A 23578-nucleotide genomic window follows, 5' to 3' on the forward strand; every position below is an offset into this window, starting at 1 on the left:
CCAAATGCAGAGGGCTGATTCGGATAGTTTCAAGCTGATATGACTGCGCCGGTCTCGATCCGGCGGAAGGGAATGTGATTTGATCGACGGACGGATTGAGGCGAGGCGGAACATACTCCTCTCTGAGGGAGCGGCGGGCTGATGGGCGCCTATATCCTGCGACGTCTCCTGCTGATGATCCCGACCATTGTCGGCATCATGGCGATTTCCTTCACCATCGTGCAGTTCGCGCCGGGCGGCCCGGTCGAGCAGGTCATCGCGCAGCTGACCGGGCAGGGAGATAATGCCAATGGCCGCCTGTCGGGTGGTGGTACGGACCTGGCTGCCCAGCAATCCCTGGACGATAGCAGCTCGAAATATCGCGGCGCACAGGGTCTCGATCCGGAACTGATCGCCAAGCTCGACAAGCAGTTCGGCTTCGACAAGCCGCCGCTCGAGCGTTTCGGCCAGATGATGTGGAACTATATCCGCTTCGATTTCGGCGAGAGCTTTTTCCGCAATACCACCGTCATCGACCTCATCGCCCAGAAGCTGCCGGTGTCGATTTCGCTCGGCATCTGGATCCTGATCTTCTCCTACGCCATTTCCATTCCGCTCGGCATCCGCAAAGCGGTGCAGGACGGCTCGACTTTCGATGTCTGGACCTCGGGCATCATCATCATCGGCTATGCTGTCCCGAGCTTCCTGTTCGGCATCATGCTGATCGTGCTGTTTGCCGGCGGCTCCTTCTTCGACTGGTTCCCGCTGCGCGGCCTCGTCTCCGACAACTTCGCCGACCTCACCTGGTGGCAGAAGATCCTCGATTATCTCTGGCATCTGGTGCTGCCGCTGATTTCGCTGTCGCTCGCCGCCTTCGCCACCACGACGCTGCTCACGAAGAATTCCTTCATCGAAGAGATCAAGAAGCAATATGTCATCACCGCCCGCGCCAAGGGCTTGAGCGAACGGCGCGTGCTCTATGGCCATGTCTTCCGCAACGCCATGCTGATCGTCATTGCCGGCTTTCCCGGCGCCTTCATTTCCGCCTTCTTCACCGGTTCGCTGCTGATCGAAAACATCTTCTCGCTCGATGGCCTGGGGCGCTTGAGTTATCTCTCCGTTGTCCAGCGCGATTATCCGGTGGTGTTTGCCACGCTCTTCATCTTCTCGCTGCTCGGCCTCGTCGTCAGCCTCGTCTCCGATCTCATCTACACCTGGATCGATCCGCGCATCGACTTCGAGCGGAGGGAGGTGTGATGGACGCAGCCAATCAGCAGACGCTCCCGACAACGATGAAGCCGCCGCGCAAGGGGCTGTTCTCGCCGACCAATGTGCGCCGCTGGGAGAACTTCAAGGCAAACCGCCGCGGCTACTGGTCGCTCTGGATCTTCCTGGTGCTGTTCGTCCTCAGCCTCGGCGCCGAGTTCATCGTCAACGACCGACCGATCCTCGTCTCCTACAAGGGCGAGATCCTGACGCCGGTCTTCGTCGATTATCCTGAAGAGAAGTTCGGCGGCTTCCTGGCGCAGACGGATTATCGCGCCCCGGATATTCAGGATGAGATCAACGCCAATGGCTGGATGATCTGGCCGCTGATCCATTATTCCTATCAGACCGCCAACTCCAACCTGCCCAAGGGCATGTCGGCGCCGACGCCGCCCTTCTGGGCGATGAGCAAGGAGACGCGCTGCTCGGGCTATCCCGGCGGCGTTGCCGATCCGAATTGCAACTGGAGCAATTTCAACTGGCTCGGCACCGACGATCAGGCGCGAGACGTGCTCGCCCGCCTGGTCTACGGCTTCCGCATCTCGGTGCTGTTCGGCTTGGCGCTCACCATCTGCTCGGCCGTCGTCGGCGTATGCGCCGGCGCGATACAGGGCTATTTCGGCGGCTGGACCGATCTTCTGATGCAGCGTTTCATCGAGATCTGGTCGTCCATGCCGGTGCTCTATATCCTGCTGATCATCGCCTCGGTGCTGCCGCCGGGTTTCTTCATCCTGCTCGGGATTTTGCTCTTGTTTTCCTGGGTCGGCCTCGTCGGGGTCGTGCGCGCCGAATTCCTGCGGGCGCGCAATTTCGAATATGTGCGCGCCGCCCGCGCCCTTGGTGTCAACAACCGTACCATCATGTATCGCCACCTGCTGCCGAACGCGATGGTCGCGACGCTGACTTTCGTGCCCTTCATCCTGTCGGGCTCGATCACCACCCTGACCTCACTGGATTTCTTAGGCTTCGGCATGCCGCCCGGCTCGCCGTCGCTGGGTGAAATGATCGCCCAGGGCAAATCCAATCTGCAGGCTCCCTGGCTAGGGCTTTCGGCCTTCTTCACCATGTCGATCATGCTGTCGCTGCTGATTTTCATCGGCGAGGCCGTGCGCGACGCCTTCGATCCGAGGAAGACGTTCCGATGAGCGAAAATTCCACTCCGCTGCTGTCAGTCCGCAACCTCTCCGTCGCCTTTCATCAGGGCGGGCAGACCTCGATCGCCGTCGATGGCGTCTCCTTCGATATTCGCAAGGGTGAGGTGCTGGCGCTGGTCGGAGAATCCGGCTCCGGCAAATCGGTTTCGGCCAATTCGATCCTGAAGCTCTTGCCCTATCCGTCCGCGAGCCATCCTTCCGGCGAAATCCTGTTCAAGGGCAAGGACCTCTTGAAGGCATCGGACAATGAGCTGCGCGCGGTGCGTGGCAACGACATTACGATGATCTTCCAGGAGCCGATGACCTCGCTCAATCCGCTTCATTCGATCGAAAAGCAGATCAGCGAGATCCTGGCGCTGCATCAGGGCATCGTGGGCGAGGCCGCGCGCAGCCGCACGCTGGAACTCCTGAATCAGGTCGGCATCCGCGAGCCGGAAAAGCGCCTCAAGGCCTATCCGCATGAGTTGTCCGGCGGCCAGCGCCAGCGCGTGATGATCGCCATGGCGCTCGCCAATCGCCCGGAATTGCTCATCGCCGACGAGCCGACGACCGCGCTCGACGTCACGGTGCAGGCGCAGATCCTTGAATTGCTGCGCGACCTTAAGGGCACACATGGCATGTCCATGCTGTTCATCACCCACGATCTCGGCATCGTCCGCAAGTTTGCCGACCGGGTCTGCGTCATGACCAAGGGCAAGATCGTCGAGACCGGCACAGTGGAAGACGTCTTCACCCGGCCGCAGCATGACTATACCCGCCATTTGCTGGCCGCCGAGCCGCGCGGTGAGCCGCCGGCAAGCGATGCGAACAAGCCGGTGGTCATGGAAGGCAACGATGTTCGCGTCTGGTTCCCGATCAAGGCCGGCTTCATGCGCAAGGTCGTCGATCACGTGAAGGCGGTCGACGGCATCGATCTGAAGCTCAGGGCCGGCCAGACGCTCGGCGTCGTCGGCGAATCCGGCTCAGGCAAGACCACGCTTGGTCTCGCACTCGCCCGGCTTATTTCCTCCAAGGGCCGTATCGCCTTTGTCGGCAAGGATATAGCCGGCTATTCGTTCCGCGAAATGCGGCCGCTCCGCAACCAGCTGCAGGTGGTCTTTCAGGACCCCTACGGGTCACTTAGCCCACGCATGTCGGTCGGCGAGATCATCGCCGAGGGGCTCAAGGTGCATGAACGCTCGCTTTCGGCCGATGAGCGCGACAAGCGCGTCTGCTGGGCGCTCGAGGAAGTCGGCCTCGATCCATCCACCCGCTGGCGCTTCCCGCATGAGTTTTCGGGCGGCCAGCGCCAGCGCATCGCCATTGCTCGCGCCATGGTCTTGAAGCCGCGTTTCGTCATGCTCGACGAGCCCACTTCGGCGCTCGACATGAGCGTGCAGGCTCAGGTGGTCGACCTGTTGCGCGACCTGCAGCAGAAGCATGATCTTGCCTATCTCTTCATCAGCCACGATCTGAAAGTGGTGAAGGCGCTCGCCAACGAGTTGATCGTCATGCGCTTCGGCAAGGTCGTCGAGCAGGGCGCATCCGCCGATATTTTCCGGGCGCCGAGAGAGGACTACACCAGGGCGCTGCTTGCCGCCGCCTTCAACATCGAAGCGGTTCCGACCGCCGCCATTCAGCAATAGAGACCACCATCATGCCGGCCAAAAGCCCCGTTCTCGTCGACCTCAAATTCGATCCTGTGTCCGTTGCCAAAGCGGTTGAGACGGCCTTTGCCGATCGCGGCAGCATCAATCTGGCCGATCCTGCCAATAAAGGCGCTGATCTCTCCCATGTCGACTACGCGCTTTTGTGGAAGCCGGATGCCGATCTTTTCGAGCGCGCACCCAATCTCAAGGTCATCTTCTCGGGCGGCGCCGGTGTCGATTCGATGATGTCGATTGTCGGCCTGCCTGACATTCCCGTCGTCCGCTTCGTCGATCGCAGCCTGACGGTGCGCATGAGCGAATGGGTCGTGATGCAGTGCCTCATGCATCTGCGCGATGTGCAGGGGCATTTCAGGAATCAGCGCCAGCACGTCTGGGCGCAGCAGAATGGCCCCGAAGCTGCCGAAGTTACCGTCGGCGTGATGGGGCTCGGTGTTCTCGGCTGCGATGCCGCCGCCAAGTTGAAGGTCATGGGCTTCAATGTCATCGGCTGGTCCCGCAGCAAGAAAGAGATCGACGGCATGGAAACCTTCGATGCCGCCGGGCTCGATGCATTCCTGGCGCGCACGGACATCCTTGTCGGCCTACTGCCGCTGACGTCGGAGACGACGGGTATCTACAACGCCTCGCTTTTTTCCAAGCTGCATCGCAACGGCCCGCTCGGCAAGCCGGTCTTTATCAATGCCGGCCGCGGTAAGAGCCAGGTCGCGGCCGATATCGCTTCGGCTGTTCGCACCGGCATTCTCGGCGGCGCTTCGCTCGATGTCTTCGCCGTCGAGCCTCTGGCTGCGGACGATCCGCTCTGGGACCTGGAAAATGTCATCATCACGCCGCATGACTCCGCCATGTCTGACGAAAGGGCGCTGATGCGCCATGTCGAGGAGCAGATCGCCCGCTTCGAACGCGGCGAACCGCTGCAGCATCTGGTAGATCGCGGTCGGGGATACTAAGTCTACCTTCGGATGGTGGTGGTCTGGGCACTATGCCTCAGCTGGCGCCGGCAAAATGCGACCCATTTGCCTTGGTATCAATTTTCTTTCAGCGACTGGACTTTCGCTCAACATTTTTTGATAACAGGGCGCTACAACCGCATGCCGGCAGGATGGTCGGCGGCGAGCATGACGTCCGTAGGGCAGGAGACGGGGCAGGAACGACATGACCAAGACGGATATCGCCACCCGCGTCTATAATCATACCTGGAAGCTTGATCCGATCATCCGCAGCTTGATCGATACGGATTTCTACAAGCTTCTGATGCTGCAGATGATCTGGAAGCTCTATCCGGATGTCGATGCCACCTTCTCGCTGATCAATCGCACCAAGAGCGTTCGCCTTGCCGAAGTGATCGACGAGAAGGAATTGCGTGAACAGCTCGACCATGCCCGAACGCTCCGCCTCTCCAAGAAGGAGATGATCTGGCTGGCGGGTAACAGCTTCTACGGCCGCGCGCAGATCTTCGAACCGGAATTCCTCGCCTGGCTGTCGAATTTCCAGCTGCCGGAATATGAGCTCTCGAAGCGTGACGGCCAGTATATTCTCGACTTCCACGGTTCGTGGAAGGAAACGACGATGTGGGAAATCCCCGCACTCGCTATCATCAACGAGCTTCGCTCCCGCTCCGCGCTGAGGGCGCTCGGTCCCTTCACCCTCGATGTGCTCTATGCCCGCGCGAAGGCCAAGATGTGGGGAAAGGTGGAGCGGCTGCGGGAACTGCCGGGCCTGCGCATTTCCGATTTCGGCACCCGCCGACGCCACAGCTTCCTCTGGCAGCGCTGGTGCGTCGAGGCGCTGAAGGAAGGCGTGCCGCATGCCTTCACCGGCACGAGCAACGTGCTGCTCGCCATGGATTCCGATCTCGAAGCGGTCGGCACCAATGCCCATGAGCTGCCGATGGTCGCCGCAGCGCTTGCAAAAAACGATGAAGAGCTTGGCAAGGCACCCTACAAGGTGCTGCGCGACTGGAACCGCCTCTATGGCGGCAACCTGCTCGTCGTGCTGCCCGATGCTTTCGGCACGGCTTCCTTCCTGCGCAACGCTCCGGAATGGGTGGCCGACTGGACCGGCTTCCGCCCCGACAGCGCCCCGCCCATCGAGGGCGGCGAGAAGATCATCGAATGGTGGAAGAAGATGGGCCGCGATCCGCGTCAGAAGCTGCTGATCTTCTCTGACGGCCTCGATGTCGATGCCATCATCGACACCTACAAGCATTTCGACGGCCGCGTTCGCATGAGTTTTGGTTGGGGCACCAACCTCACCAACGATTTCGCCGGCTGCGCCCCGACCGAACTCAAGGGGCTCAACCCTATTTCGATCGTCTGCAAGGTCATCGAGGCAAACGGCCGGCCGGCTGTGAAGCTCTCGGACAATCCTCAGAAGGCGACGGGTGAGCCTGCGGAAGTCGAGCGCTATCTGAAGTTCTTCGGCGCAGAGGATCGCGTCGATCAGGAAGTGCTGGTTTAAGGCGTTTTCCAGGAAAAATGCCTAGCGCAGTTCCAGCAAAAGTGCGAAGCGGTTTTGCGTCTGGAACTTCGTAAAAACAAGAAGATAGAGCGTTTTCGCGATTCGAAGAAAAGCGAAAATACTCTAACGGTTTTCCGTCCGGAATGCGTAAAACTTCTAGTGGCGGATCGCTGCTTCCATCCGGGCGACGCGGCGAAATAGCGTCCAGCGGCCATTTTCCCAGCGATATTGATCCGGCGAAATAACGTAGGGCACGTCGCTGAGATCGGCGCTGATCAGTTCCAGAAGCTGTAGGCCTTCAATGTCGTTCTCATGCGTGAAGAACACCTTGTCGCGCGACAGGAAGGCGGCGATCGGCGCGGCGCCGCCGGATTGCTCCTGCACCTGCGCCCAGAAATTCGGCAGAAAGGCGATGCTGGATTCGAACTGACCGTCCACCTCGACATATTGAAACCGGCTGCGTTTGGCGATCTGGACGCCGGTCTTGGCAAGGAACTTCTGCAGGTTGGCCTGTGCCATTTCGGCCAGTTCCCTGGCATCGATGCCCCAATCGTCGAGTGCTTCGGCCATCACGTAGTTGACCGCCGTTTCACCGTTGACGACGAAGAGCTTGATCAGGTTTTCGGCTTCCTCCAGATAGACGAATTGCGGCGGATTGGGCTCGTCCTTAACGGCCTGCATCATCTGCTGTTGCGCAACCTCGACGAAATCGCGCGCTTTCAGCACCGGTAGGACCTTGGCGAGATCGCCGCTGTCGACCATGGCCTCCGTCATGTTGAGATAGTTGAGGAGCGCCTGCGCGCGCGCCGGCTCGCGCTTTTCCCGCAGCGCCAGCAGCGCATTGCTCAGGAATTTCGTCATCGTATCGCCGTTGCGGCTGTGCAGCGTCAGGCTGCCGACGGCAGGATCGTAATCGGCACGGATCAGGTCGCCGAAGAACGGCAGGCGCTCCTGCAGATAGGCGGCGAAAACCGCTTCGTCTTGCAAGGCCTCATCGGGAATGTTGAGATCGAGGGTCTTGGCGGCGGCCGTGTTCTCTGGCTCCTGCACTGAGAGGGTTTGGCTGGAGCGCACCTCTGCGTGCTCGCCTCTGCCGAAGAGCCTTTTCAGGAAATTGAACACGCGCATCCCCGAGTACTGAACGGTATTACAGCAGAACCTAGCGCGACAGCCGTTGCGGGGCAATGGCGGCATGATCAGGATTGGGAGCCGTAAGTGCCTGCTTGCCCGTGTCAAAAACGCGTATAGTCTGCAGGAGCGGGCCGGATGGTCCGATGGCAAGAAGGGCAGCGCAGATGAAGAATGTCAGGGGCGGCAGGTGGACGATCGGAGGCCTGCTTTTTTGTCTTTTCGTACTGGCTGTGCCCATGGCGGTCTTCGCGCAGAATGCGGCCGCAACGCAGTCGGCAACTCCGCCGCCCGACAAGGTTCGTGAGCTGATCCAGCTGCTGAATGAGCCCGATGTCAGGCAGTGGCTTACCACGCAGCTCAACAGTCAGCCTGCGTCCGCCAGCGATAAACCTGCCCCCGCCACCGATCCGGCGCCGGCCGACGGCAATCAGATGTCGGTTCTATCAGGCATGCTCGGCCACACGCGGCATCACCTCGAGCTGGTCTCCGGCGCTGCGATGACTTTGCCCTACGAGGTCATGACCGCATCGGAAAAGCTGGAGGGGGAGGGCAAGTCGGTCGGCCTCGTGCGCATCATCGTTCAGATTGTCCTCCTGTTCTTCCTCGGATTGGTGGCCGAACTCGCCGTTGCCCGTTTCATCAACACCAGGCATATGCAGCGGACCGAGAGGGCTGCCGGTACCGAGACGGAACTGCAGGCAGCGCGCTTCCAGTTTCTGGGCGGCGTTGTGCCCGCCATCATCCATGGCCTGGTGACGCTCGTTCCGCTTCTTGCCTTCGATTGGCCGCCTGCCATTGAAAATTTCGCCATCGCCTGTGTCATTGCGATGGTATCGATCAGGCTGGCGATCTCCATCGGCAAGCTTGTCATGGAATTGATCGCGATGCGTCGCGCCAATGACGTTCTGGACGAGGACGGCGGCACCGCCCGCATCGCCGAACGGCGGCGCGTGGCCTCCTACTGGTATCGGCGCTGCACGCTGTTTGCCATCTATTTTGCCTGCGGCTGGGCGATCATACAGGCCGTCACGTCGCTGGACTTTTCTGCCGGTGCGCGCGACCTCATCGGCTACACGCTCGGCATCGGTTTGTTCCTGATCGCCACGGCTGCCGTGTGGTCCAGGCCGCTTCCGCCGGAAAAGCGTGGAGCAAAGACCGTTTCCTGGTTGCTGACGATTTTCTTCGTGGCGCTCTGGTGTCTCTGGGTAGCCGGCTTCGATGGCCTCTTGTGGATCGGCATCTATGCGATGTTGCTGCCACGCGTCCTCTCGGTATCCACGCGGGCGATCGAGGCTCTGCATGACGCGGCCGACGGCATTTTCGGCGCCGGCAAGATCGCGGCCGTATTGCTCGACCGCGGCTTGCGGGCGCTGATCATTACCTTTGCGGCTTTGTGGCTCGGCCACATGCTGGGGGTCGAGGCGCATGCGATGATGAGCGGCAGCGAATCGAATGTCGGTCGCATCGCTCGCGGCATTCTCGGCGGCATAATCATCCTCCTGGTCGCCGATCTCGTCTGGCAGCTGGCGAAAACCTATATCGACGGCAAGGTGATGCAAGCTCTGCCGGCGGCCGGTGATTCCGACGAGATGAGGGCGAGCCGCGCCCGGCTGCAGACGCTGCTGCCGATCTTCCGCAACATCCTTGCCGTCGTCATTGGCATTATCGCCGTCATGATGGTGCTGTCTGGCCTCGGCGTTCAGATCGGGCCGCTGATCGCCGGCGCCGGTGTCGTCGGTGTCGCCGTCGGCTTCGGTGCACAGACGATCGTCAAGGATGTCATCAGCGGCGTCTTCTACCTCTGGGACGATGCCTTCCGCATCGGCGAATACATCGAAAGCGGCCATTACAAGGGCGTAGTCGAATCCTTCAGCCTGCGCTCGGTCAAGCTGCGCCACCAGCGCGGCCCATTGGCGACGATCCCCTTCGGTTCGCTCGGTGCGGTCAACAACATGAACCGCGACTGGGCGATCGATAAGATCATCGTCAAGGTCACCTACGATACCGATCTCGTGAAGTTGAAGCGCATCGTCAAGGATATCGGCCAGCGGCTGCTCGAAGACGAGGACCTGAAACCGAACATCATCCAGACGCTGAAGATGAAGGGCGTCGAGCAGTTCGGCGATTTCGCGATCGAGATCAGGCTGGCGATCACCGCCAAGCCCAACGAGCTCTCCGTCATCCGCCGCAGCGCGCTGGCCTTGATCAAGCAGTCCTTCGACGAAAACGGCATCCAGTTCGCCTTCCCCACCGTGCAGGTGGCAAGCGACAAGGACGCTGCTGCCGCCGCTGCCCGGCAGCTTATCGAGATGCGGGCGGCAAATGTGGATGGCGCGCAGCAGGCGGGCTAGATCCGGTCGGGTCTCGGCGCCGCCGTGCTGCCGCGCACGATCAGCGTGACGCCGATCATCTCGCGCTCAGCCGGTACGGCATCGTGAAGAACGGCTTGCACCGCACGTTCCGCGATCTCGGCAAAGGGCTGGGCCATCGTCGTCAGGCCCGGCTCCACCATGCCGCCTTCCGGCACGCCGTCGAAGCCGATGACGGAGACGTCTTGCGGCACTGACAGGCCTCGTGCCCGCAGCCAGTTGATCGTCAGAAGCGCGATATTGTCCGACATGGCGAGGATCGCCGTCGGCGGCTCCGGTGCGGAAAACAGATAGTCAAGCCCGGCTTCGACGCTTGGCTTGTCGTTGAGGGTCTCGAAGATCGGCACGTCCTCACGCTCAATTCCGAACGCTTCGAGTGCCTGCCAATAGCCGAGCGCTCGATCGCGCGAGGTGGAATACATCGCCCGGCCGATCCCGGCGACGCTGACCGGTCCGACATGGTCGTCCGAGAGTTCGGTGGCGAGCACGCCGAAACGCCTGTGGCCCAATTCCGCCAGATGCCGCGCCGCAACGGCCGCGCCTCCGACGTTGTCGACGCTGATCGAGGGGATCGACCCATCCTCGTCATTCAAGGCGAGCGCGATGAAGGGCAATTGCCGTTCGCGGGTCAACTGCACCAGCTTTTCGCCGCCTTCCACGCAGAGCAGGATGAAGCCGTCGACCAGCGCGCTCTTGATATTCCAGTCGAGCTTGTGCCGATCCTTGGCCGAGACCAGAGCGAGACCCGTGCCGCTGGCATCGCAGATCTCGGATACGGCCGCCAGCAGCGCTCTCGCCCATGGATCATCGAAGAAATAGGCCAGCGGCTCGACGGCGGCGACGCCGATGGCATTGACCTTTCCGGCTCGCAGCAGCCGGCCCGTCAGGCTCGGCCCGGCATAGCCAAGCCGCTTTGCAGTCTCAAGCACATGCTCACGCACTTCCTCGCGCACCACTTCGGGCCGGTTGAAAACATTGGAGGCGGTGCCCTGCGATACGCCTGCCGCCTTGGCGACATCTGCGAGCTTGATGGTGCCCTTGGCCAATGAAATGCTCCTTATGTTTCCGGCGGATACTAGCAACGAAGTTGTATCGGTTCAATTCTTCTTGACAGTGGGGTTTTGAAGCGTACGATTGAACCGATTCAACAAGCGCCACGAGTCGATATTGAATCGATTCAAAAAATGAAAGGCGAACCAATGCAAACCAACTATCTCTTCAAGGATTTCTATGACGATCGATGGGGTGATCCCCGCAATCCGAATGCGGTCGAGCCGTCCTCAGCCGATGACAAGGGCGGAGCCGACCGGCAAGGTTTGCTGGGTCGACTGGCAAACATTTTCTGCCGCCGCCGGAAACATCCCTCGGCATGGTCCTTCACGATTCCAAGCGAAGTGCCTGACGCCGAATGTGAAGTCGACCAGAGGCATCGTAATGGGCTTGAAGACCCGAAGTTTCTCGCAATCGCCAAGGCTTTGTCGCGGAATTGCTAGAACTACGCCATGGAGCGCACGAAATTTCGAGCCTCAGAAATTTTCCTTGTAGGGGCGCAGATCGAGCTCCTGCGTCCAGGCCGAAGGATGCTGGCGATGGATATGCCAGTAGCTCTCGGCGATAGCGTCGATATTCAACAGCCCATCGGCATCCATATCCGGCCGCCGCGCGCGCAGCCGTTCCCCGTCGATGCCGCCATCTATGATGGTGTGGGCGACATGAAGGCCGAGAGGTCCGAATTCGCGCGCCATGCTTTGGCTGATCATTCGAAGGCCGGCCTTGGCGGCGGCGAATTGCGCAAAGCCGGCCTTGCCGCGCAGGCTCGCGGAAGCGCCGGTGAAGATCACGGTGCCGCGGCCAAGCGGCGCCAGATGCCGCGCCGCCTCGCGTCCGACGAGGAAACCGCCGAAGCAGCAGATGCGCCAGAATTCTTCGAATTGGGCGGCCGTCAGATCGCGGAAGCCGATCTGGCGATTGATGCCGGCGTTGAAGACGACCAGATCGGGCGGAGCGATGTCGTCCCGAGCGGTAAAGGCGTGCTCGAATAGCCGGATGACCGCAGCTTCATCCGTCGCATCCGTTTCGATCGCCTCGGCGCTGCCGCCGGATGCCTGGATGGCAGCTGCCACTTGATCGATCTTCGCTGCGGTCCGGCCGGCAATGACGACATGATAGCCCTTATCCGCGAGAAGCCGGCAGAGTGCCGCACCCAGACCCTGCTCGGCACCTACGCCGACGATGATGGCGCTTGGCGTGCTCATTCGGCTGCCTCTCTAGCGTTCAGCGTCGGATAGTCGGTGTAACCCTCGGCACCGCCGCCATAGAAGGTTGGGCGATGATAGGGATTAAGGGGAGCACCGCGACGAATGCGCTCCGGCAGATCGGGATTGGCGATGAACAGACGGCCGAAGGCGATGGCATCGGCATGGCCCGCGGCAAGTGCCGCTTCAGCTGTATCAGGCCGGAAATTGCCGGCGGCGATCAGCGTGCCGGACCAGGCAGGCCGGAAGAGTTCCGCAGCCGAGGGCACGTTCTTGTGGTCGACCTCGGCCTGGCCGGCACCGCTGGCGCGCGGCTCGATCAGATGCAGATAGGCGAGGTTGAGGCGGTCCAGTTCGCGAATGACATGGCCATAGAGGCGTAAGGGATCGTCCTCGCCGCTGTCATTGGCGATGCCGAAGGGCGAGAGACGGACACCGACGCGATCCGATCCCCAGACTTCGGAAACCGCCTCGACCACTTCCAGCAGCAGCCGCGTGCGGTTCTCGATCGAGCCGCCATATTGGTCGGTGCGTTGGTTGGTGCGGGCCTGCAGGAACTGCTCGATCAGATAGCCATTGGCGCCATGGATCTCGACGCCGTCGAAGCCGGCTTGCTTGGCATTGGCGGCGGCTTGAGCATAGACGTCGATCAAAAGCGGCATCAGGTCGATATCGATCGCCTGCGGCGTCTCGAAGGGCACGCGCTCGAAGGAGGCCGTGAAGGCCTGTCCTTGGGCGGCAATGGCCGAAGGAGCAATCGGCAGAGCGCCATCAGGCTGGTGCGAGGAATGGGAGATGCGACCGACATGCCAGAGCTGCAGGAAGATCTTGCCGCCCTTGCAATGAACCGCATCCGTCACTGTCTTCCAGCCGGCGATCTGTTCGGCCGTATGGATGCCCGGCGTGGCCGGCATGCCCTGTCCGGCGCGTGAAATCTGCGAGCCCTCGGAAATGATCAGTCCGCCCTCGCTGGCACGCTGGGCATAATATTCTGCATTCAAAGCCGAGGGCACATTGCCAGGCTGGCTCGCCCGCATGCGGGTCAGCGGCGCCATAACGACGCGATGCGCAAGCTCATAGGGGCCGATGGAAAGAGGCGAAAACAAAGTGGCTGTCATAAAATTCTCCTGCCTGGAGCCAAATTGCTCCCCGGGGCGGAAGGGCCTGTCAGCGGCGATTCGGTCTCGGGAGTTCGAATAAGATGATGGTCATCATTTATTCCAACGATCGGACATGCGCAACTGAATCTGATCTCAGGCGGCAATCCGAGCGAGGAAGGCGAGCAAGGCGGTGTTGAACTGCGCCGGCCGCTGCAGCGGTGCGAAATGGCTGACGCCGGGCAGAAAGATCAATTCCGCCCCGGGGATATGCCGGACAAGATAATCGGCGTGTTCGCGCTTGATGAACTCATCGTGCTCGCTATGCACGATGGCAACAGGCGCATTGATCTCTGCTAGATCGGCGATGGTGTAGTTCGGCTCGGTCCGTTGCATCAGGCCGACAGCCTCGACGAAGGCATCGAACCTGTCCGGCGTGGCGGAAAGGGCTGCGTAATCCTTCGTATGGCGGGAGAAGCAGCGCTCGATGACCGGCGTCGCCACGAATTCCTTCGTGCCGCTCGGATCCATGTTGCAGGCAAAGAAAAAGACGCCGGAAACACGCTCCGGATGGATTTTTCCAAGCACCATGCCGATGCAGGCGCCGTCGCTCCAGCCGGCCATGGCAGCCTTTTCGATCTTCAGCCTGTCCATGACGGCGAGAACGTCGGAGGCCATGAGCTCATACGTGTATGGTCGCTCGTCCCGTGTGCTGCGGCCATGGCCGCGGCTGTCTATGACGATAACCTGATGGCCTGCGTCGATCAGCGCCGGCACCTGATAGCCCCAATTGCCGCTGTTTCCGAGCCCGCCATGCAGAAGGATCACCGGTGCACCGCTGCCATGGGAAGCGTACCAGATACGCGCGCCATCATGATCGACATGGCTTTCCACCTCGGTTTGCGGCAAGGGCGCGGCCCCTTCGGCTTCGAAGCGGTGAAGCTCATCGTCGCGAAATTCCATACCCACCTCCCATTGCGCTGTCTCCTCCCGACAGCCATGCGGCGAGACTAGTCGATCCCAATGCGTTTTTTCAACAGGCAGTGATCACGTCGCGGCGAGATGCTCGAAAAGATCGCGGGCTGGCGTCGGCAGTTCTTCGTGCGAGCGGGCACAGACCGAAAGCCGGCGCGTCGCCCATGGGTCGGTCAGGCGAAGGACCGCAATTTTTGCGGATCGGCTGCAGCGCCGTGCTGCCGTTTCCGGCACGATGCCGAGGCCGATACCCTGGCCTGCCATCTCGCAGATGCTCTCAAATGTCCGCATCCGCACGCGCATTTTCAGTCGGACGCCGAGCCGCGCGGCCTGTGCATCGATGTGATCCTGCAGCGCCCCGCCTGCCAGGCCGACAAAATGCTCATGCAGGATTTCCGTGAAGCTGGTCTGCTTTGCCGCCGCAAGCGCACGATCGCGAGGCATCACCACCACCAGCCGGTCGATCGCGAAGGGCCGCAATATCAGGCCGGAGGTATCGGCCGCGTCCGATAGGATGCCGATCTCGGCCAGCTCGGCCGAAACGGCCCGCGCGATCTCGACGCTCTGGCGCTCCTTTAGATCGATGTCCGTTCGCGGGTTTCTGGCCATCCATTCGCCAAGGCGAGGCGGCAGATATTCGGCGATCGCCGCGGTGTTGGCGAGAAGCCGAATGGTTGCGCGCAGGCCGCTTGCATGTTCCCCAAGCTCGCCGCGCATCTGGGCGAGCTGCCGCTGGATCAGCCGGGCATGATGCGCCAGCGCCTCGCCAGCGGATGTCGGGCTCACGCCGCGTCGCCCGCGCTCCAGCAGCTTTACGCCGCCGTTTGCCTCCATGTCGCGCAGCCGCTCACTGGCAGCCGGCAGCGAAAGCCCGACATCGGCGGCTCCATGCGTGATGCTGCCGGCATCGACGACGGCAAGGAAAAGGCGAAGGTCGGTCAGGTCAAAGCGCATGGACTGAAGAGTACCGCATCTCCAGCCTTCGGAAAAGCCGAAGGCTGACTTCGCTTCTTCCGCATTGTGCCGGTCTTTGTCTCTGCTACTGAAAAGGCATGATGGATCATTCGATATGGCTCGTCGCGGCAATCTTCGCGACCTTCTTCATCGCCGGCATGGTCAAGGGCATCACCGGCATGGGGCTGCCGACTGTGGCGATGGGAGTTCTGGGCACGCTGATCTCGCCGCTCGTCGCGGCCAGCCTGCTGATCGTCCCGTCTTTCGTTACCAATGTCTGGCAGCTGCTGGCCGGCCCTAGTTTTGGCGCGTTTGCCCGTCGTTTCCTCCTCTTGGTTCTTGCAGTAATCATCGGAACCTTCGCCGGCTCATATTTCCTTGCCGCCGACGATACGCGTCTGACGACCCCTGCGCTGGGTGCGGCACTCATCGTCTATGCCGGCCACGCTTTGCTCGCCCGTCAACTGCATGTGCCTGCAAGGTTCGAGCCGCTGCTGTCGCCGCTCGTCGGCGGGATCACCGGCCTGTTCACAGGAGCGACCGGCGTCTTCGTCGTGCCGGCAGTGCCCTATCTGCAGTCGCTCGGACTGGAGAAGGAGGAGCTGGTCCAGGCGCTCGGCCTTTCGTTCACCGTTTCGACGGTAGCACTCGCCGCCGCACTCGCCTGGCACGGCGTCTTCCGCATCGACAATCTCGCGCTCTCTACCCTCGCGATCGTCCCGGCACTTGCCGGCATGTGGGCCGGCCAGATCATTCGCAATCGCGTCAGTCCTGCCACTTTCCGCCGCTGGTTTCTGATTTGTCTGCTGGTACTTGGCGCAGAGATGGTGATGAAGGCTTCTTTCTGAGGCAGTCTTGCCGGGCTGCCCGGTGCGCACCCATATGGAGTTTGTTTCATGGCAGGATCCGAAGGATTGATGGAAGAAGAGCAGCGAGAGATTTCCGATAACAATCCATTGGCCGATGCCCTGCTGGTCGTCGATGTCCAGAATGCCTTCGTACAAGGCCCAGGCGCGGTCCCCGATCATGCCGTGTTGAGGTCGGCGGTGGAGGTCCTGCTGGACAAGGCGCGGTCAGCATGGGCTCCTGTGATTTTCCTGCAGAATGATGGTCCGGCAGGCGCGCCGGATGAGCCGTTTCAGCCGGGATGGAAACTCCATTATCCGCCCCTTTCCGGCGAGTTGGTCATCAGGAAAACGGAGGATGACGGCTTCGACGGCACCGACCTTGACACTATTCTCACAGCCTTCGGCGTGAAGGATCTGGTGATATGCGGCGTGCTCTCGGAAATGTGCGTTGCCGCGACGGCGCGAGCGGCGCTTGAGCGCGGCTATGGTGTACTGCTGCCGCATGATGCCCACGCCACCTATGATGTTCCCGCCGGTCCAGGCTCGCAGGGCGTGCCCGCAGCCATGGCGGCAAGGGCGGCGGAATGGTCTCTTGGCGACGAGATCAGGATTTGTGCTTCGGCACGCGAAGTTCGTTTCAAAGAGCGAGCTTAACCGCAGCCCTGCATCATCTATTCCCCTTCCGGCACCTTCACGATAACCGTCTCGTCCGGGCCGATGGCACGCCCGTCCTGCGCCCGGATATCGAGCTGCACCGGCTGTCCCGTGGCGCGATCCACCAGTAGCGAATGCTCTTCCGCCGGCGCAAAGAGATGGCGTTCGCCGAATTGGCGCAGCGCCACCATCACCGGAAAGAGATCTTTTCCCATCGCCGTCAGCCGATATTCCATGCGCGCACCGCCTTCGCTTGTCGGTACGAGCTCCAGAATGCCGCTTGCGACAAGCGTCCGCAGTCGCTCGGTCAAAATATTCTTGGCAATGCCGAGGCTCTTTTGAAATTCGCCGAAGCGCGTCAGCCCGTCGAAGGCGTCGCGTACGATCAGGAGCGACCACCAGTCGCCGATCACGTCGAGCGAACGCGCGCTCGGACAATAATCACCCTTTAGGCTCTTTCGCGCGACCATGCGCTTAAGCCTTCTCGGTCATTTGTCTGCAAGAATAGTTGCATGATTAAACCAATAATGTTACTCGGTAGATGGTTTCATTATTAAACCGAAGAATCGGGAGTTTTGCAATGGCGATCGATCAGGACGCGCCGCCGGCCGGCAGCGCGAAGGATATTCTGCGCCCTAACTCCTCGCGAGAGGGTTCGTCTAAGAGCACCGAATACTCCGGAGCGGCCAATTCGCCGCTGACGCGCGCAACGATTTTCCTCTTTGCCGTCGCGAGTGGCCTTGCTGTGGCCAATGCCTATTTCGCCCATCCGCTTCTCGATGTCATGGCCGATGATCTCAAGCTGTCGCGCACGGTTGCCGGCCTGATCGTCGGTGCGACGCAGCTCGGTTATGGGTTCGGCCTGATCCTGCTGGTTCCGCTTGGCGATCTCGTAGACCGGCGCAAGCTCATCATCGTGCAGTCGCTGCTGAGCGTGGCGGCCCTCATCAGTGTCGGCTCCTCGTCCAGTGCGGCGATGCTGCTCGCCTCCATGACCGCCGTTGGCTTCCTGGCCGTCGTGACACAGGCGCTGGTTGCCTACGCGGCGAGCCTTGCGCACCCCGCCGAGCGCGGTCATATCGTCGGCGTGGTCACCAGCGGCATCGTCCTCGGCATCCTGCTGGCGCGCAGCGTCGCGGGAACGCTGACCGATCTCTCTGGCTGGCGGACTGTCTATATCGTCTCAGCCGTGCTGACGCTGGTAATCGCGCTTCTCCTTTGGCGCGCGCTGCCGCGGCAGGAGAAGCCGAGGAGCGGACTCTCCTATTTCGGTCTTATCCGCTCGCTCGGCACCTTACTCGTAGAAGAACCTGTCCTGCGCATCCGCGGGATCATCGCCATGCTGATCTTCGCCAATATCACCACCTTGCTCGCGCCGCTCGTCATGCCCCTGACGGCGCCACCCTATTCCCTGTCCCATACCGAAGTCGGCCTGTTCGGCCTTGCCGGCGCGGCAGGCGCACTCGGCGCCATCAGGGCTGGGCGCTGGGCCGACCGCGGCCATGGTCAGCGCACGACAGGCATTGCACTCGCGCTAATGCTCCTTGCCTGGCTACCGATCTCGATGCTCGATCATTCGATCCTCTGGCTCATTCTCGGTGTCCTCGTCATCGATTTCGGCCTGCAGGCGGTGCACGTCACCAATCAGGGCATGATCTATCGCGTGAGACCTGATGCGCAAAACCGGCTGACCGCTGCTTACATGGTCTTCTATTCCATCGGCAGCGCCGTGGGATCATCGACGTCGACGATCATCTATGCTCATGCGGGCTGGAGCGGCGTCTGCATCTCCGGTACCGCCATAAGTCTTGTAACGCTGCTCTTCTGGGCGCTGACCTTGCGGGCAACGCCTGAGGTGGCGACGCAAAGCGTCGGGCGCGGAAAGATTTAGCTTTCCCGTCGGGAAGCAGGACTTAAAACTTAAATATGGACCATAGAGTGTCTCGATAGCGTGAGGAGGGAAACGGTGCCAGCGTTCGAAACCATTGTTGAGGCCGTCGAGCGCGATCTGGGCGCCATCTCGCAATGGAGTAAGGTATGTCGCGAACATCTTCTTCTGGCGTCCCTGGCTTGCCTGTATGGAAGCGCAGGCCAGCTATTTCGAAGAGCACGAACCGCAAGCGATGGGCGATTCGCTGGTATTATCTTGCTACCAGCTCCGCATCGGTCTCCAGCAGATCCATGAAGCTGCCCAAAGCGGTGACGAAATGGACCTACGCTGGGCGATGGCAAGATGCGAAACCATCGCTGCCAATCTCTCGACTTAGGGAAAGACGGTAGGCAGCCGCCCTTCCGGTAGTGAGAGGAGCGCTCGAATCCGGGGCAGAGGTCGGCTTTGATCACGAGACGCAGGCCTCGGTTCAGACAAGCCTCGGCCATCTCTGCCCTATAGTTTGGGCAGCAGCGATCTGATCCGCTCGGCATCGTCGGGCGTTGCCGGATTGTAGACGATCATGCTGAGATCCGTGCGGCCATCGACCGAAAAGGCCGAATATTCGAATGCCAGCGGGCCGAGGATGGGGTGGCGTATATGCTTGACGGCTTCGGTATGGGTGCCGGGAACGTCGTTTTCGCGCCACATGGCCCTGAATTCCGGGCTGATGCGGCAAAGTTCCGCCACGAAAGGCTCGATCTCACTCGCTGCGCCTGCGCGCGCCGCATCGACCCGGAAGGCGCCCAGGGCGAAACGGGCGACGCTTTCCCAGTCATACTGCATGGCGCGCGCACGCGGATCGAGAAAGATATAGCGCAGGATATTGCGCTCCTCCGGCGCTAGCGATGCGTAGTCGATCAGCATCAAAGGTGCCGTCCGGTTCCAGGCGATGACGTCCCAGGTGGCGGTCCGGATGAGGGCGGGGCTCGGCTCCAGCGCATCGAGCACACGCTGCAGCCGCGGCGTCACGCCATCATTCTTGCGATAGCGCGCTTCCGGCGGGCGGCCGAGGCCGAGCAGGAACAGATGCTCGCGCTCCACTTCGGTGAGCATCAGCGCGCGGGCGATCCGGTCAAGCACGTCGGCGGAGGGCGCACCGCCGCGTCCCTGTTCCAGCCATGTGTACCAGGTCGGGCTTATATTGGCACGCTGCGCCACCTCCTCGCGCCGAAGCCCGGGCGTGCGCCGCCGCTCGCCGGCAAATCCCAGGGCGGATGGGTCGAGTTTCGCGCGGCGGTCCCTCAGATAGGTCCCGAGCACGTTTTCGGTTTCGATGAGATCGGTCATCCTGTTAGTGTCTTTACTATGATAAGGTCACTACTTTACCAGAATAAACGATAGGCAGAGATTTGTCTCCGACGAAATAAGGAGACAGTGCATATGCGTATATTCGTTACCGGTGCGACCGGAAATGTCGGCTCGCATGTCGTCAGGGAATTGATCGGCGCTGGCCATCAGGTGCTCGGCCTTTCGCGCTCGAGGGAAAAGGCGGTCGCGCTTGCCGCTGCCGGTGCCGAGGTCCTTCACGGCACGATCGAGGATGCGGAAATCCTGAAAAGCGGCGCCTCGCAATCCGACGGCGTCATCCACCTTGCCTTCAACCACGACTTCTCGAGATTCGTCCAGAATTGCGAGGATGACCGCCGGGTCATCGCAACGCTGGCCTCGGCGCTTGCCGGTTCTGCCCGTCCGCTGGTCATTACGTCGGGCACGCCGATCGCCAACACGGTGCCGGGCGAGCCCGCGAAGGAAGACAATCCGATCGTCCGCTCCGACAGGCATCCGCGTGCCGCCACGGAGGAAGCGGGGATATTGGCGAGCGAAATCGGCGTCAATGTCTCGGTCGTGCGCCTCCCGCAGGTGCATGATCCGGTCAGCCAGGGGCTTATTACGCCCTTGATCCAGATATTCCGGGAAAAGGGTGTTTGCGCCTATGTCGGAGAGGGGATCAGCCGCTGGCCGGCGGCGCATTTTACCGATGTCGGCCGTCTTTACCGCCTCGTCGTCGAGCGCGCCGAACCGAATGCCAAATATCACGCCGTTGCCGAAGAAGGCGTCCCCTTGCGCGATATCGTCGAGACGATCGGGCGGCGCCTGAACCTGCCCGTCAAATCCATCACCAAGGAAGAGGCGCAGGATTATTTCGGCTGGCTCGCTCTGTTTGCCGGCCACGACATGCCGGCCTCCAGCGCCAAGACCCGACAGAAGCTCGGTTGGGAACCCAACGGCCCGACGCTGCTTCAGGATCTTGCAGAGCTGCAGGTTTCCGCGGCGTGATATCGGTGCCATCGGCCACGATCCGCGGATGGTCGATGGTCTGACTGAGCATGGATTCGAAAAACCCGGCCGACCCTTCGGCCGGGTTTCATCTTTCAGGCTGCGATCCAGAAAGCTCCAGAGTCAGACATACGGTGTCCCGGCAAGAGCGGCGTCGACACCGGCAAAACCTCGGTCCAGGACGCTCGCCAGCGCCGCCTCGGGCTTTCGATTCTCGCGAAAGGCGCGAAGCGCCTCGCCATAGGCGGTCACCAGCGTCGCCATCAGCATTGCGCCCGCGAGATGTGCGTCGGCATCAGAGCGCGGCTGACACGCCGCGTCGGACAACATTCTCGAAAGATCGTCGGCAAGCGTCACCTGCAGCCCACGCGCATACGCCGTCAGCGTCGGGCTCTCCGCCACCATGCGCCAGAAGTGGATGGGCCGGTCCGTGATCCTGAACAGGGGATGCTGCGTTTCCACCAGTTCCCGCATCAGCGCCTGGAAGGCGCGGACCGGCGGCTCACGGCCGCGGTCGGCAATCGCTTTGCGCACCAGCTCCCGCACCTCGTCCTCCCGATCGAAAACCAGGTCCTCCTTGCGGCGAAAATAGTTGAACACCGTCTTTCTAGCGACCTCCGCTTCGTCAGCGATGTCGGCGACGGAAACCTTGTCGAAGCCATGTTCGACGAAGAGGCGTGTTGCGACATTGGAGATCGCCTGACGCGTCATCTCCTTCTTGCGGTCCCGGAGTTTGATTGGGTTTGACATGGCGATATTTATACCATAAGTAAATTTATACCGAGTATAAAATCGTATCACGATCACGAAATCGGTGAAATTGGCACAGGTTTTATGGCTGTTCCTGTAGCCGGATCGTCGCCCGCTCGAATGGAGATGGGCATTTTCCAACGACTCGCGCCGGCTGAGAGTAATCAAAGCCGGAATGTCTGGCGCCCTTTGCGGCGCCGCTCGCTTGAGGAGTTCTGTCTTGATTTATGATGTCCTGATTGCCGGCGGCGGACCCGTCGGCCTGTTTCTCGCCTGTGAGCTGCGTCTCGCCGGTCTCGCCGTATTGGTGCTGGAGCAGGCCGAGGACCCGAGCTCGCCTCTGAAGCGCCTTCCCTTCGGCATGCGCGGCCTCTCGGCGCCAACCATCGAAGCCTTCTATCGTCGCGGCCTGCTGAAGGACATCGCGGCGGCGCAGCCCGCCAAGAATGGATCGGGCGACAGCGGCGCTTCGTCTGCGCACTGGATGCATCAGCCGCGCCGCCCCGGCGGCCATTTTGCCGGCATCCAGTTTTTCCATGACAATATCGATGCCTCGAAATGGCCCTATCGCCTGTCGAGCCCGGCCGGCACCAGCATGATGATCGAGATGGAAAGCCTCGAAACGATCCTGGCCGCTCGCGCCGCGGCGATGGGCGTCGAGATCAGGCGTGGCTGTGCTGTCGAAAGCCTCGATCAGTCGGATGACGACGTCACCGTCAGGACCAGGGCTGAGACTTTTCGCGGGCGCTGGCTCGTCGGCTGCGACGGCGGACGCAGCATCGTTCGTAAGGCTGGCGGCTTCGAATTTGTCGGCACCGATCCCGAATTTACCGGCTATTCTGCTGACGTCGAGATCGCAGACCCGGACAAGCTTCAAACAGGCCGCCATTACACCGCGACGGGCATGTACACTTTTTCGCCGCCTGGAATCGTCACAATGGTCGATTTCGACGGAGGCGCGTTTCACCGTACCCAGCCGATCACGCTCGAGCATGTGCAAGCCGTGCTGCGCCGCATTTCCTGCACCGACGTCACAGTAACGGCACTCAACCTTGCCACTACATGGACGGATCGCGCCCACCAGGCAACCAGTTATCGCAGGGGACGCATATCGCTCGCCGGCGATGCCGCGCACATCCATTCCCCCTTGGGCGGCCAGGGCCTCAACCTTGGTCTGGGCGACGCGATGAACCTTGGATGGAAGCTTGCCGCCACGATCCGTGGCGATGCGCCGGCCGGCCTGCTCGATACCTATTCCAGCGAGCGGCATCCCATTGGGGCGAAGGTGCTTGATTGGTCACGCGCCCAGGTCGCGCTCATGCGGCCAAGCCCGAGCTCGCGCGCGCTTGAAGCCATCATCCGCGATTTGATCGACACGCGTGATGGCGCGACCTATTTCGCCGAGCGCGTCTGGGGCGTTTCTCTCCGCTATGATCTTGGCGGGAGCCATCCGCTCGTCGGCCGCAGCGCTCCTGACTCCGAACTGACCGATGGGACGAGGCTCGGCGATCTCCTCGGAGCGGGCGAGGGCCTGCTGCTGGATTTCGACGCCCGTGCCCCCCTTGAAGCCCTCGCAAACCGCTGGAGCGACCGGATCACCTATATCGCCGGCGACGCCAAGGATCGACTGGGCCTCCGTGCCTTGCTCGTGCGGCCTGACGGCGTCGTTGCCTGGGTCGGCGAGGGGGAGCCGGATCTTGAAGCCGCTGCCGAAGCGGCGTCGCGATGGTTCGGCGAACCCGCCGGGATTAGCGGCTCTCAGCCAGCGCCCTTATCACCTGTCCTTGACAGCGCCAGCAATCCATAATTATACATCGTATAATTATGGAG

22 protein-coding genes are annotated in these 23578 nt (G+C 61.4%); 13 read left to right on the plus strand and 9 right to left on the minus strand.

Going from position 1 to position 23578, the window contains the following annotated elements:
- Positions 1-141 precede the first annotated feature (141 nt).
- The 5 genes from RTCIAT899_RS01130 (at position 142) to pncB (ending at position 6505) form a co-directional block, all read left to right on the plus strand.
- On the plus strand, positions 142-1236 hold the full coding sequence (locus RTCIAT899_RS01130) for a microcin C ABC transporter permease YejB (protein ID WP_015338376.1): 1095 nt from the start codon (positions 142-144) through the stop codon (positions 1234-1236).
- A complete protein-coding gene (locus tag RTCIAT899_RS01135) occupies positions 1236-2390 on the plus strand; it encodes an ABC transporter permease (protein ID WP_015338377.1) in 1155 nt (384 codons plus the stop codon). The genes RTCIAT899_RS01130 and RTCIAT899_RS01135 overlap by 1 nt, the downstream gene beginning before the upstream one ends.
- Positions 2387-4024 carry an ABC transporter ATP-binding protein gene (locus tag RTCIAT899_RS01140; protein ID WP_015338378.1) on the plus strand — a complete coding sequence of 546 codons (1638 nt, stop codon included), beginning with the start codon at positions 2387-2389 and terminating at the stop codon, positions 4022-4024. Before RTCIAT899_RS01135 ends, RTCIAT899_RS01140 begins: the two co-directional genes overlap by 4 nt.
- 11 nt (positions 4025-4035) lie before the next feature.
- Positions 4036-4995 (plus strand): 2-hydroxyacid dehydrogenase, encoded by a 960-nt coding sequence (locus RTCIAT899_RS01145; protein WP_015338379.1) that lies wholly within the window; start codon positions 4036-4038, stop codon positions 4993-4995.
- A 205-nt stretch (positions 4996-5200) separates the two neighbouring features.
- Complete coding sequence (gene pncB, locus RTCIAT899_RS01150) at positions 5201-6505, plus strand: nicotinate phosphoribosyltransferase (RefSeq protein WP_015338380.1); 1305 nt, start codon at positions 5201-5203, stop codon at positions 6503-6505.
- 156 nt (positions 6506-6661) lie between these two features.
- Here pncB and RTCIAT899_RS01155 read toward each other — a convergent pair whose 3' ends face one another.
- Complete coding sequence (locus RTCIAT899_RS01155; protein WP_015338381.1) at positions 6662-7627, minus strand: DUF1444 domain-containing protein; 966 nt, start codon at positions 7625-7627, stop codon at positions 6662-6664.
- 152 nt (positions 7628-7779) lie between these two features.
- On the opposite strand from RTCIAT899_RS01155, the gene RTCIAT899_RS01160 reads away from it, so the two are divergent.
- On the plus strand, positions 7780-9987 hold the full coding sequence (locus RTCIAT899_RS01160; RefSeq protein WP_244441431.1) for a mechanosensitive ion channel family protein: 2208 nt from the start codon (positions 7780-7782) through the stop codon (positions 9985-9987).
- Here RTCIAT899_RS01160 and RTCIAT899_RS01165 read toward each other — a convergent pair.
- On the minus strand, positions 9984-11051 hold the full coding sequence (locus tag RTCIAT899_RS01165) for a LacI family DNA-binding transcriptional regulator (protein WP_015338383.1): 1068 nt from the start codon (positions 11049-11051) through the stop codon (positions 9984-9986). The two genes, RTCIAT899_RS01160 and RTCIAT899_RS01165, sit on opposite strands and share 4 nt — an antisense overlap.
- Before the next feature lie 75 nt (positions 11052-11126).
- Between RTCIAT899_RS01165 and RTCIAT899_RS01170 the strand changes: the two genes are divergently transcribed.
- Positions 11127-11498 carry a hypothetical protein gene (locus RTCIAT899_RS01170; RefSeq protein WP_244441432.1) on the plus strand — a complete coding sequence of 124 codons (372 nt, stop codon included), beginning with the start codon at positions 11127-11129 and terminating at the stop codon, positions 11496-11498.
- A gap of 33 nt (positions 11499-11531) precedes the next feature.
- On the opposite strand, the gene RTCIAT899_RS01175 is transcribed toward RTCIAT899_RS01170, so the two are convergent.
- The 4 genes from RTCIAT899_RS01175 to RTCIAT899_RS01190 form a co-directional block, all read right to left on the minus strand.
- Entirely contained in the window at positions 11532-12260 is a 729-nt protein-coding gene (locus tag RTCIAT899_RS01175) for an SDR family NAD(P)-dependent oxidoreductase (protein WP_015338385.1), read from the minus strand.
- Positions 12257-13378 carry an alkene reductase gene (locus RTCIAT899_RS01180; RefSeq protein WP_015338386.1) on the minus strand — a complete coding sequence of 374 codons (1122 nt, stop codon included), beginning with the start codon at positions 13376-13378 and terminating at the stop codon, positions 12257-12259. The genes RTCIAT899_RS01175 and RTCIAT899_RS01180 overlap by 4 nt, the downstream gene beginning before the upstream one ends.
- Before the next feature lie 135 nt (positions 13379-13513).
- Positions 13514-14320 carry an alpha/beta fold hydrolase gene (locus RTCIAT899_RS01185; RefSeq protein WP_015338387.1) on the minus strand — a complete coding sequence of 269 codons (807 nt, stop codon included), beginning with the start codon at positions 14318-14320 and terminating at the stop codon, positions 13514-13516.
- 84 nt (positions 14321-14404) lie between these two features.
- Positions 14405-15286: a LysR family transcriptional regulator gene (locus RTCIAT899_RS01190; RefSeq protein WP_015338388.1), complete on the minus strand. Its 882-nt coding sequence runs from the start codon at positions 15284-15286 to the stop codon at positions 14405-14407.
- Positions 15287-15384: 98 nt separating this feature from the next.
- Here RTCIAT899_RS01190 and RTCIAT899_RS01195 point away from each other — a divergent pair, with 98 nt between their 5' ends.
- Both RTCIAT899_RS01195 and RTCIAT899_RS01200 read left to right on the plus strand, forming a co-directional pair.
- The gene (locus RTCIAT899_RS01195; protein ID WP_015338389.1) at positions 15385-16134 is read left to right on the plus strand and encodes a sulfite exporter TauE/SafE family protein; all 750 of its coding nucleotides are present in this window, start codon (positions 15385-15387) and stop codon (positions 16132-16134) included.
- Positions 16135-16182: 48 nt separating this feature from the next.
- Complete coding sequence (locus tag RTCIAT899_RS01200) at positions 16183-16788, plus strand: isochorismatase family protein (RefSeq protein ID WP_015338390.1); 606 nt, start codon at positions 16183-16185, stop codon at positions 16786-16788.
- A gap of 17 nt (positions 16789-16805) precedes the next feature.
- Here the strand turns inward: RTCIAT899_RS01200 and RTCIAT899_RS01205 are convergent, their stop codons facing one another.
- Positions 16806-17258 (minus strand): winged helix-turn-helix transcriptional regulator, encoded by a 453-nt coding sequence (locus tag RTCIAT899_RS01205; RefSeq protein ID WP_015338391.1) that lies wholly within the window; start codon positions 17256-17258, stop codon positions 16806-16808.
- A 110-nt stretch (positions 17259-17368) separates the two neighbouring features.
- On the opposite strand from RTCIAT899_RS01205, the gene RTCIAT899_RS01210 reads away from it, so the two are divergent.
- Entirely contained in the window at positions 17369-18679 is a 1311-nt protein-coding gene (locus RTCIAT899_RS01210; protein ID WP_015338392.1) for an MFS transporter, read from the plus strand.
- 187 nt (positions 18680-18866) lie between these two features.
- Positions 18867-19055 carry a hypothetical protein gene (locus tag RTCIAT899_RS31620; protein WP_015338393.1) on the plus strand — a complete coding sequence of 63 codons (189 nt, stop codon included), beginning with the start codon at positions 18867-18869 and terminating at the stop codon, positions 19053-19055.
- A gap of 119 nt (positions 19056-19174) precedes the next feature.
- Here the strand turns inward: RTCIAT899_RS31620 and RTCIAT899_RS01220 are convergent, their stop codons facing one another.
- The gene (locus RTCIAT899_RS01220) at positions 19175-20008 is read right to left on the minus strand and encodes a helix-turn-helix transcriptional regulator (RefSeq protein ID WP_015338394.1); all 834 of its coding nucleotides are present in this window, start codon (positions 20006-20008) and stop codon (positions 19175-19177) included.
- A gap of 93 nt (positions 20009-20101) precedes the next feature.
- On the opposite strand from RTCIAT899_RS01220, the gene RTCIAT899_RS01225 reads away from it, so the two are divergent.
- Positions 20102-20998, plus strand: a complete 897-nt coding sequence (locus RTCIAT899_RS01225) for an SDR family oxidoreductase (RefSeq protein WP_015338395.1) — start codon at positions 20102-20104, stop codon at positions 20996-20998.
- Between the two features lie 123 nt (positions 20999-21121).
- On the opposite strand, the gene RTCIAT899_RS01230 is transcribed toward RTCIAT899_RS01225, so the two are convergent.
- Positions 21122-21748, minus strand: a complete 627-nt coding sequence (locus RTCIAT899_RS01230; protein ID WP_041677157.1) for a TetR/AcrR family transcriptional regulator — start codon at positions 21746-21748, stop codon at positions 21122-21124.
- A 175-nt stretch (positions 21749-21923) separates the two neighbouring features.
- Here RTCIAT899_RS01230 and RTCIAT899_RS01235 point away from each other — a divergent pair, with 175 nt between their 5' ends.
- A complete protein-coding gene (locus RTCIAT899_RS01235; RefSeq protein ID WP_051043182.1) occupies positions 21924-23555 on the plus strand; it encodes an FAD-dependent monooxygenase in 1632 nt (543 codons plus the stop codon).
- The last annotated feature ends 23 nt before the right edge of the window (positions 23556-23578 follow it).

The sequence above is a fragment of the Rhizobium tropici CIAT 899 genome, assembly GCF_000330885.1.
Taxonomy (GTDB): domain Bacteria; phylum Pseudomonadota; class Alphaproteobacteria; order Rhizobiales; family Rhizobiaceae; genus Rhizobium; species Rhizobium tropici.

What these genes read in the sequence shown, in the direction of transcription:
- RTCIAT899_RS01130 (WP_015338376.1), top strand. Translation starts at nt 142, where the DNA reads ATGGGCGCCTATATCCTGCGACGTCTCCTGCTGATGATCCCGACCATT.
- RTCIAT899_RS01135 (WP_015338377.1), top strand. Translation starts at nt 1,236, where the DNA reads ATGGACGCAGCCAATCAGCAGACGCTCCCGACAACGATGAAGCCGCCG.
- RTCIAT899_RS01140 (WP_015338378.1), top strand. Translation starts at nt 2,387, where the DNA reads ATGAGCGAAAATTCCACTCCGCTGCTGTCAGTCCGCAACCTCTCCGTC.
- RTCIAT899_RS01145 (WP_015338379.1), top strand. Translation starts at nt 4,036, where the DNA reads ATGCCGGCCAAAAGCCCCGTTCTCGTCGACCTCAAATTCGATCCTGTG.
- pncB (WP_015338380.1), top strand. Translation starts at nt 5,201, where the DNA reads ATGACCAAGACGGATATCGCCACCCGCGTCTATAATCATACCTGGAAG.
- RTCIAT899_RS01160 (WP_244441431.1), top strand. Translation starts at nt 7,780, where the DNA reads ATGGCAAGAAGGGCAGCGCAGATGAAGAATGTCAGGGGCGGCAGGTGG.
- RTCIAT899_RS01175 (WP_015338385.1), bottom strand. Translation starts at nt 12,260, where the DNA reads ATGAGCACGCCAAGCGCCATCATCGTCGGCGTAGGTGCCGAGCAGGGT.
- RTCIAT899_RS01180 (WP_015338386.1), bottom strand. Translation starts at nt 13,378, where the DNA reads ATGACAGCCACTTTGTTTTCGCCTCTTTCCATCGGCCCCTATGAGCTT.
- RTCIAT899_RS01185 (WP_015338387.1), bottom strand. Translation starts at nt 14,320, where the DNA reads ATGGAATTTCGCGACGATGAGCTTCACCGCTTCGAAGCCGAAGGGGCC.
- RTCIAT899_RS01190 (WP_015338388.1), bottom strand. Translation starts at nt 15,286, where the DNA reads ATGCGCTTTGACCTGACCGACCTTCGCCTTTTCCTTGCCGTCGTCGAT.
- RTCIAT899_RS01195 (WP_015338389.1), top strand. Translation starts at nt 15,385, where the DNA reads ATGATGGATCATTCGATATGGCTCGTCGCGGCAATCTTCGCGACCTTC.
- RTCIAT899_RS01200 (WP_015338390.1), top strand. Translation starts at nt 16,183, where the DNA reads ATGGCAGGATCCGAAGGATTGATGGAAGAAGAGCAGCGAGAGATTTCC.
- RTCIAT899_RS01205 (WP_015338391.1), bottom strand. Translation starts at nt 17,258, where the DNA reads ATGGTCGCGCGAAAGAGCCTAAAGGGTGATTATTGTCCGAGCGCGCGT.
- RTCIAT899_RS01210 (WP_015338392.1), top strand. Translation starts at nt 17,369, where the DNA reads ATGGCGATCGATCAGGACGCGCCGCCGGCCGGCAGCGCGAAGGATATT.
- RTCIAT899_RS31620 (WP_015338393.1), top strand. Translation starts at nt 18,867, where the DNA reads ATGGAAGCGCAGGCCAGCTATTTCGAAGAGCACGAACCGCAAGCGATG.
- RTCIAT899_RS01220 (WP_015338394.1), bottom strand. Translation starts at nt 20,008, where the DNA reads ATGACCGATCTCATCGAAACCGAAAACGTGCTCGGGACCTATCTGAGG.
- RTCIAT899_RS01225 (WP_015338395.1), top strand. Translation starts at nt 20,102, where the DNA reads ATGCGTATATTCGTTACCGGTGCGACCGGAAATGTCGGCTCGCATGTC.
- RTCIAT899_RS01230 (WP_041677157.1), bottom strand. Translation starts at nt 21,748, where the DNA reads ATGTCAAACCCAATCAAACTCCGGGACCGCAAGAAGGAGATGACGCGT.
- RTCIAT899_RS01235 (WP_051043182.1), top strand. Translation starts at nt 21,924, where the DNA reads ATGTCTGGCGCCCTTTGCGGCGCCGCTCGCTTGAGGAGTTCTGTCTTG.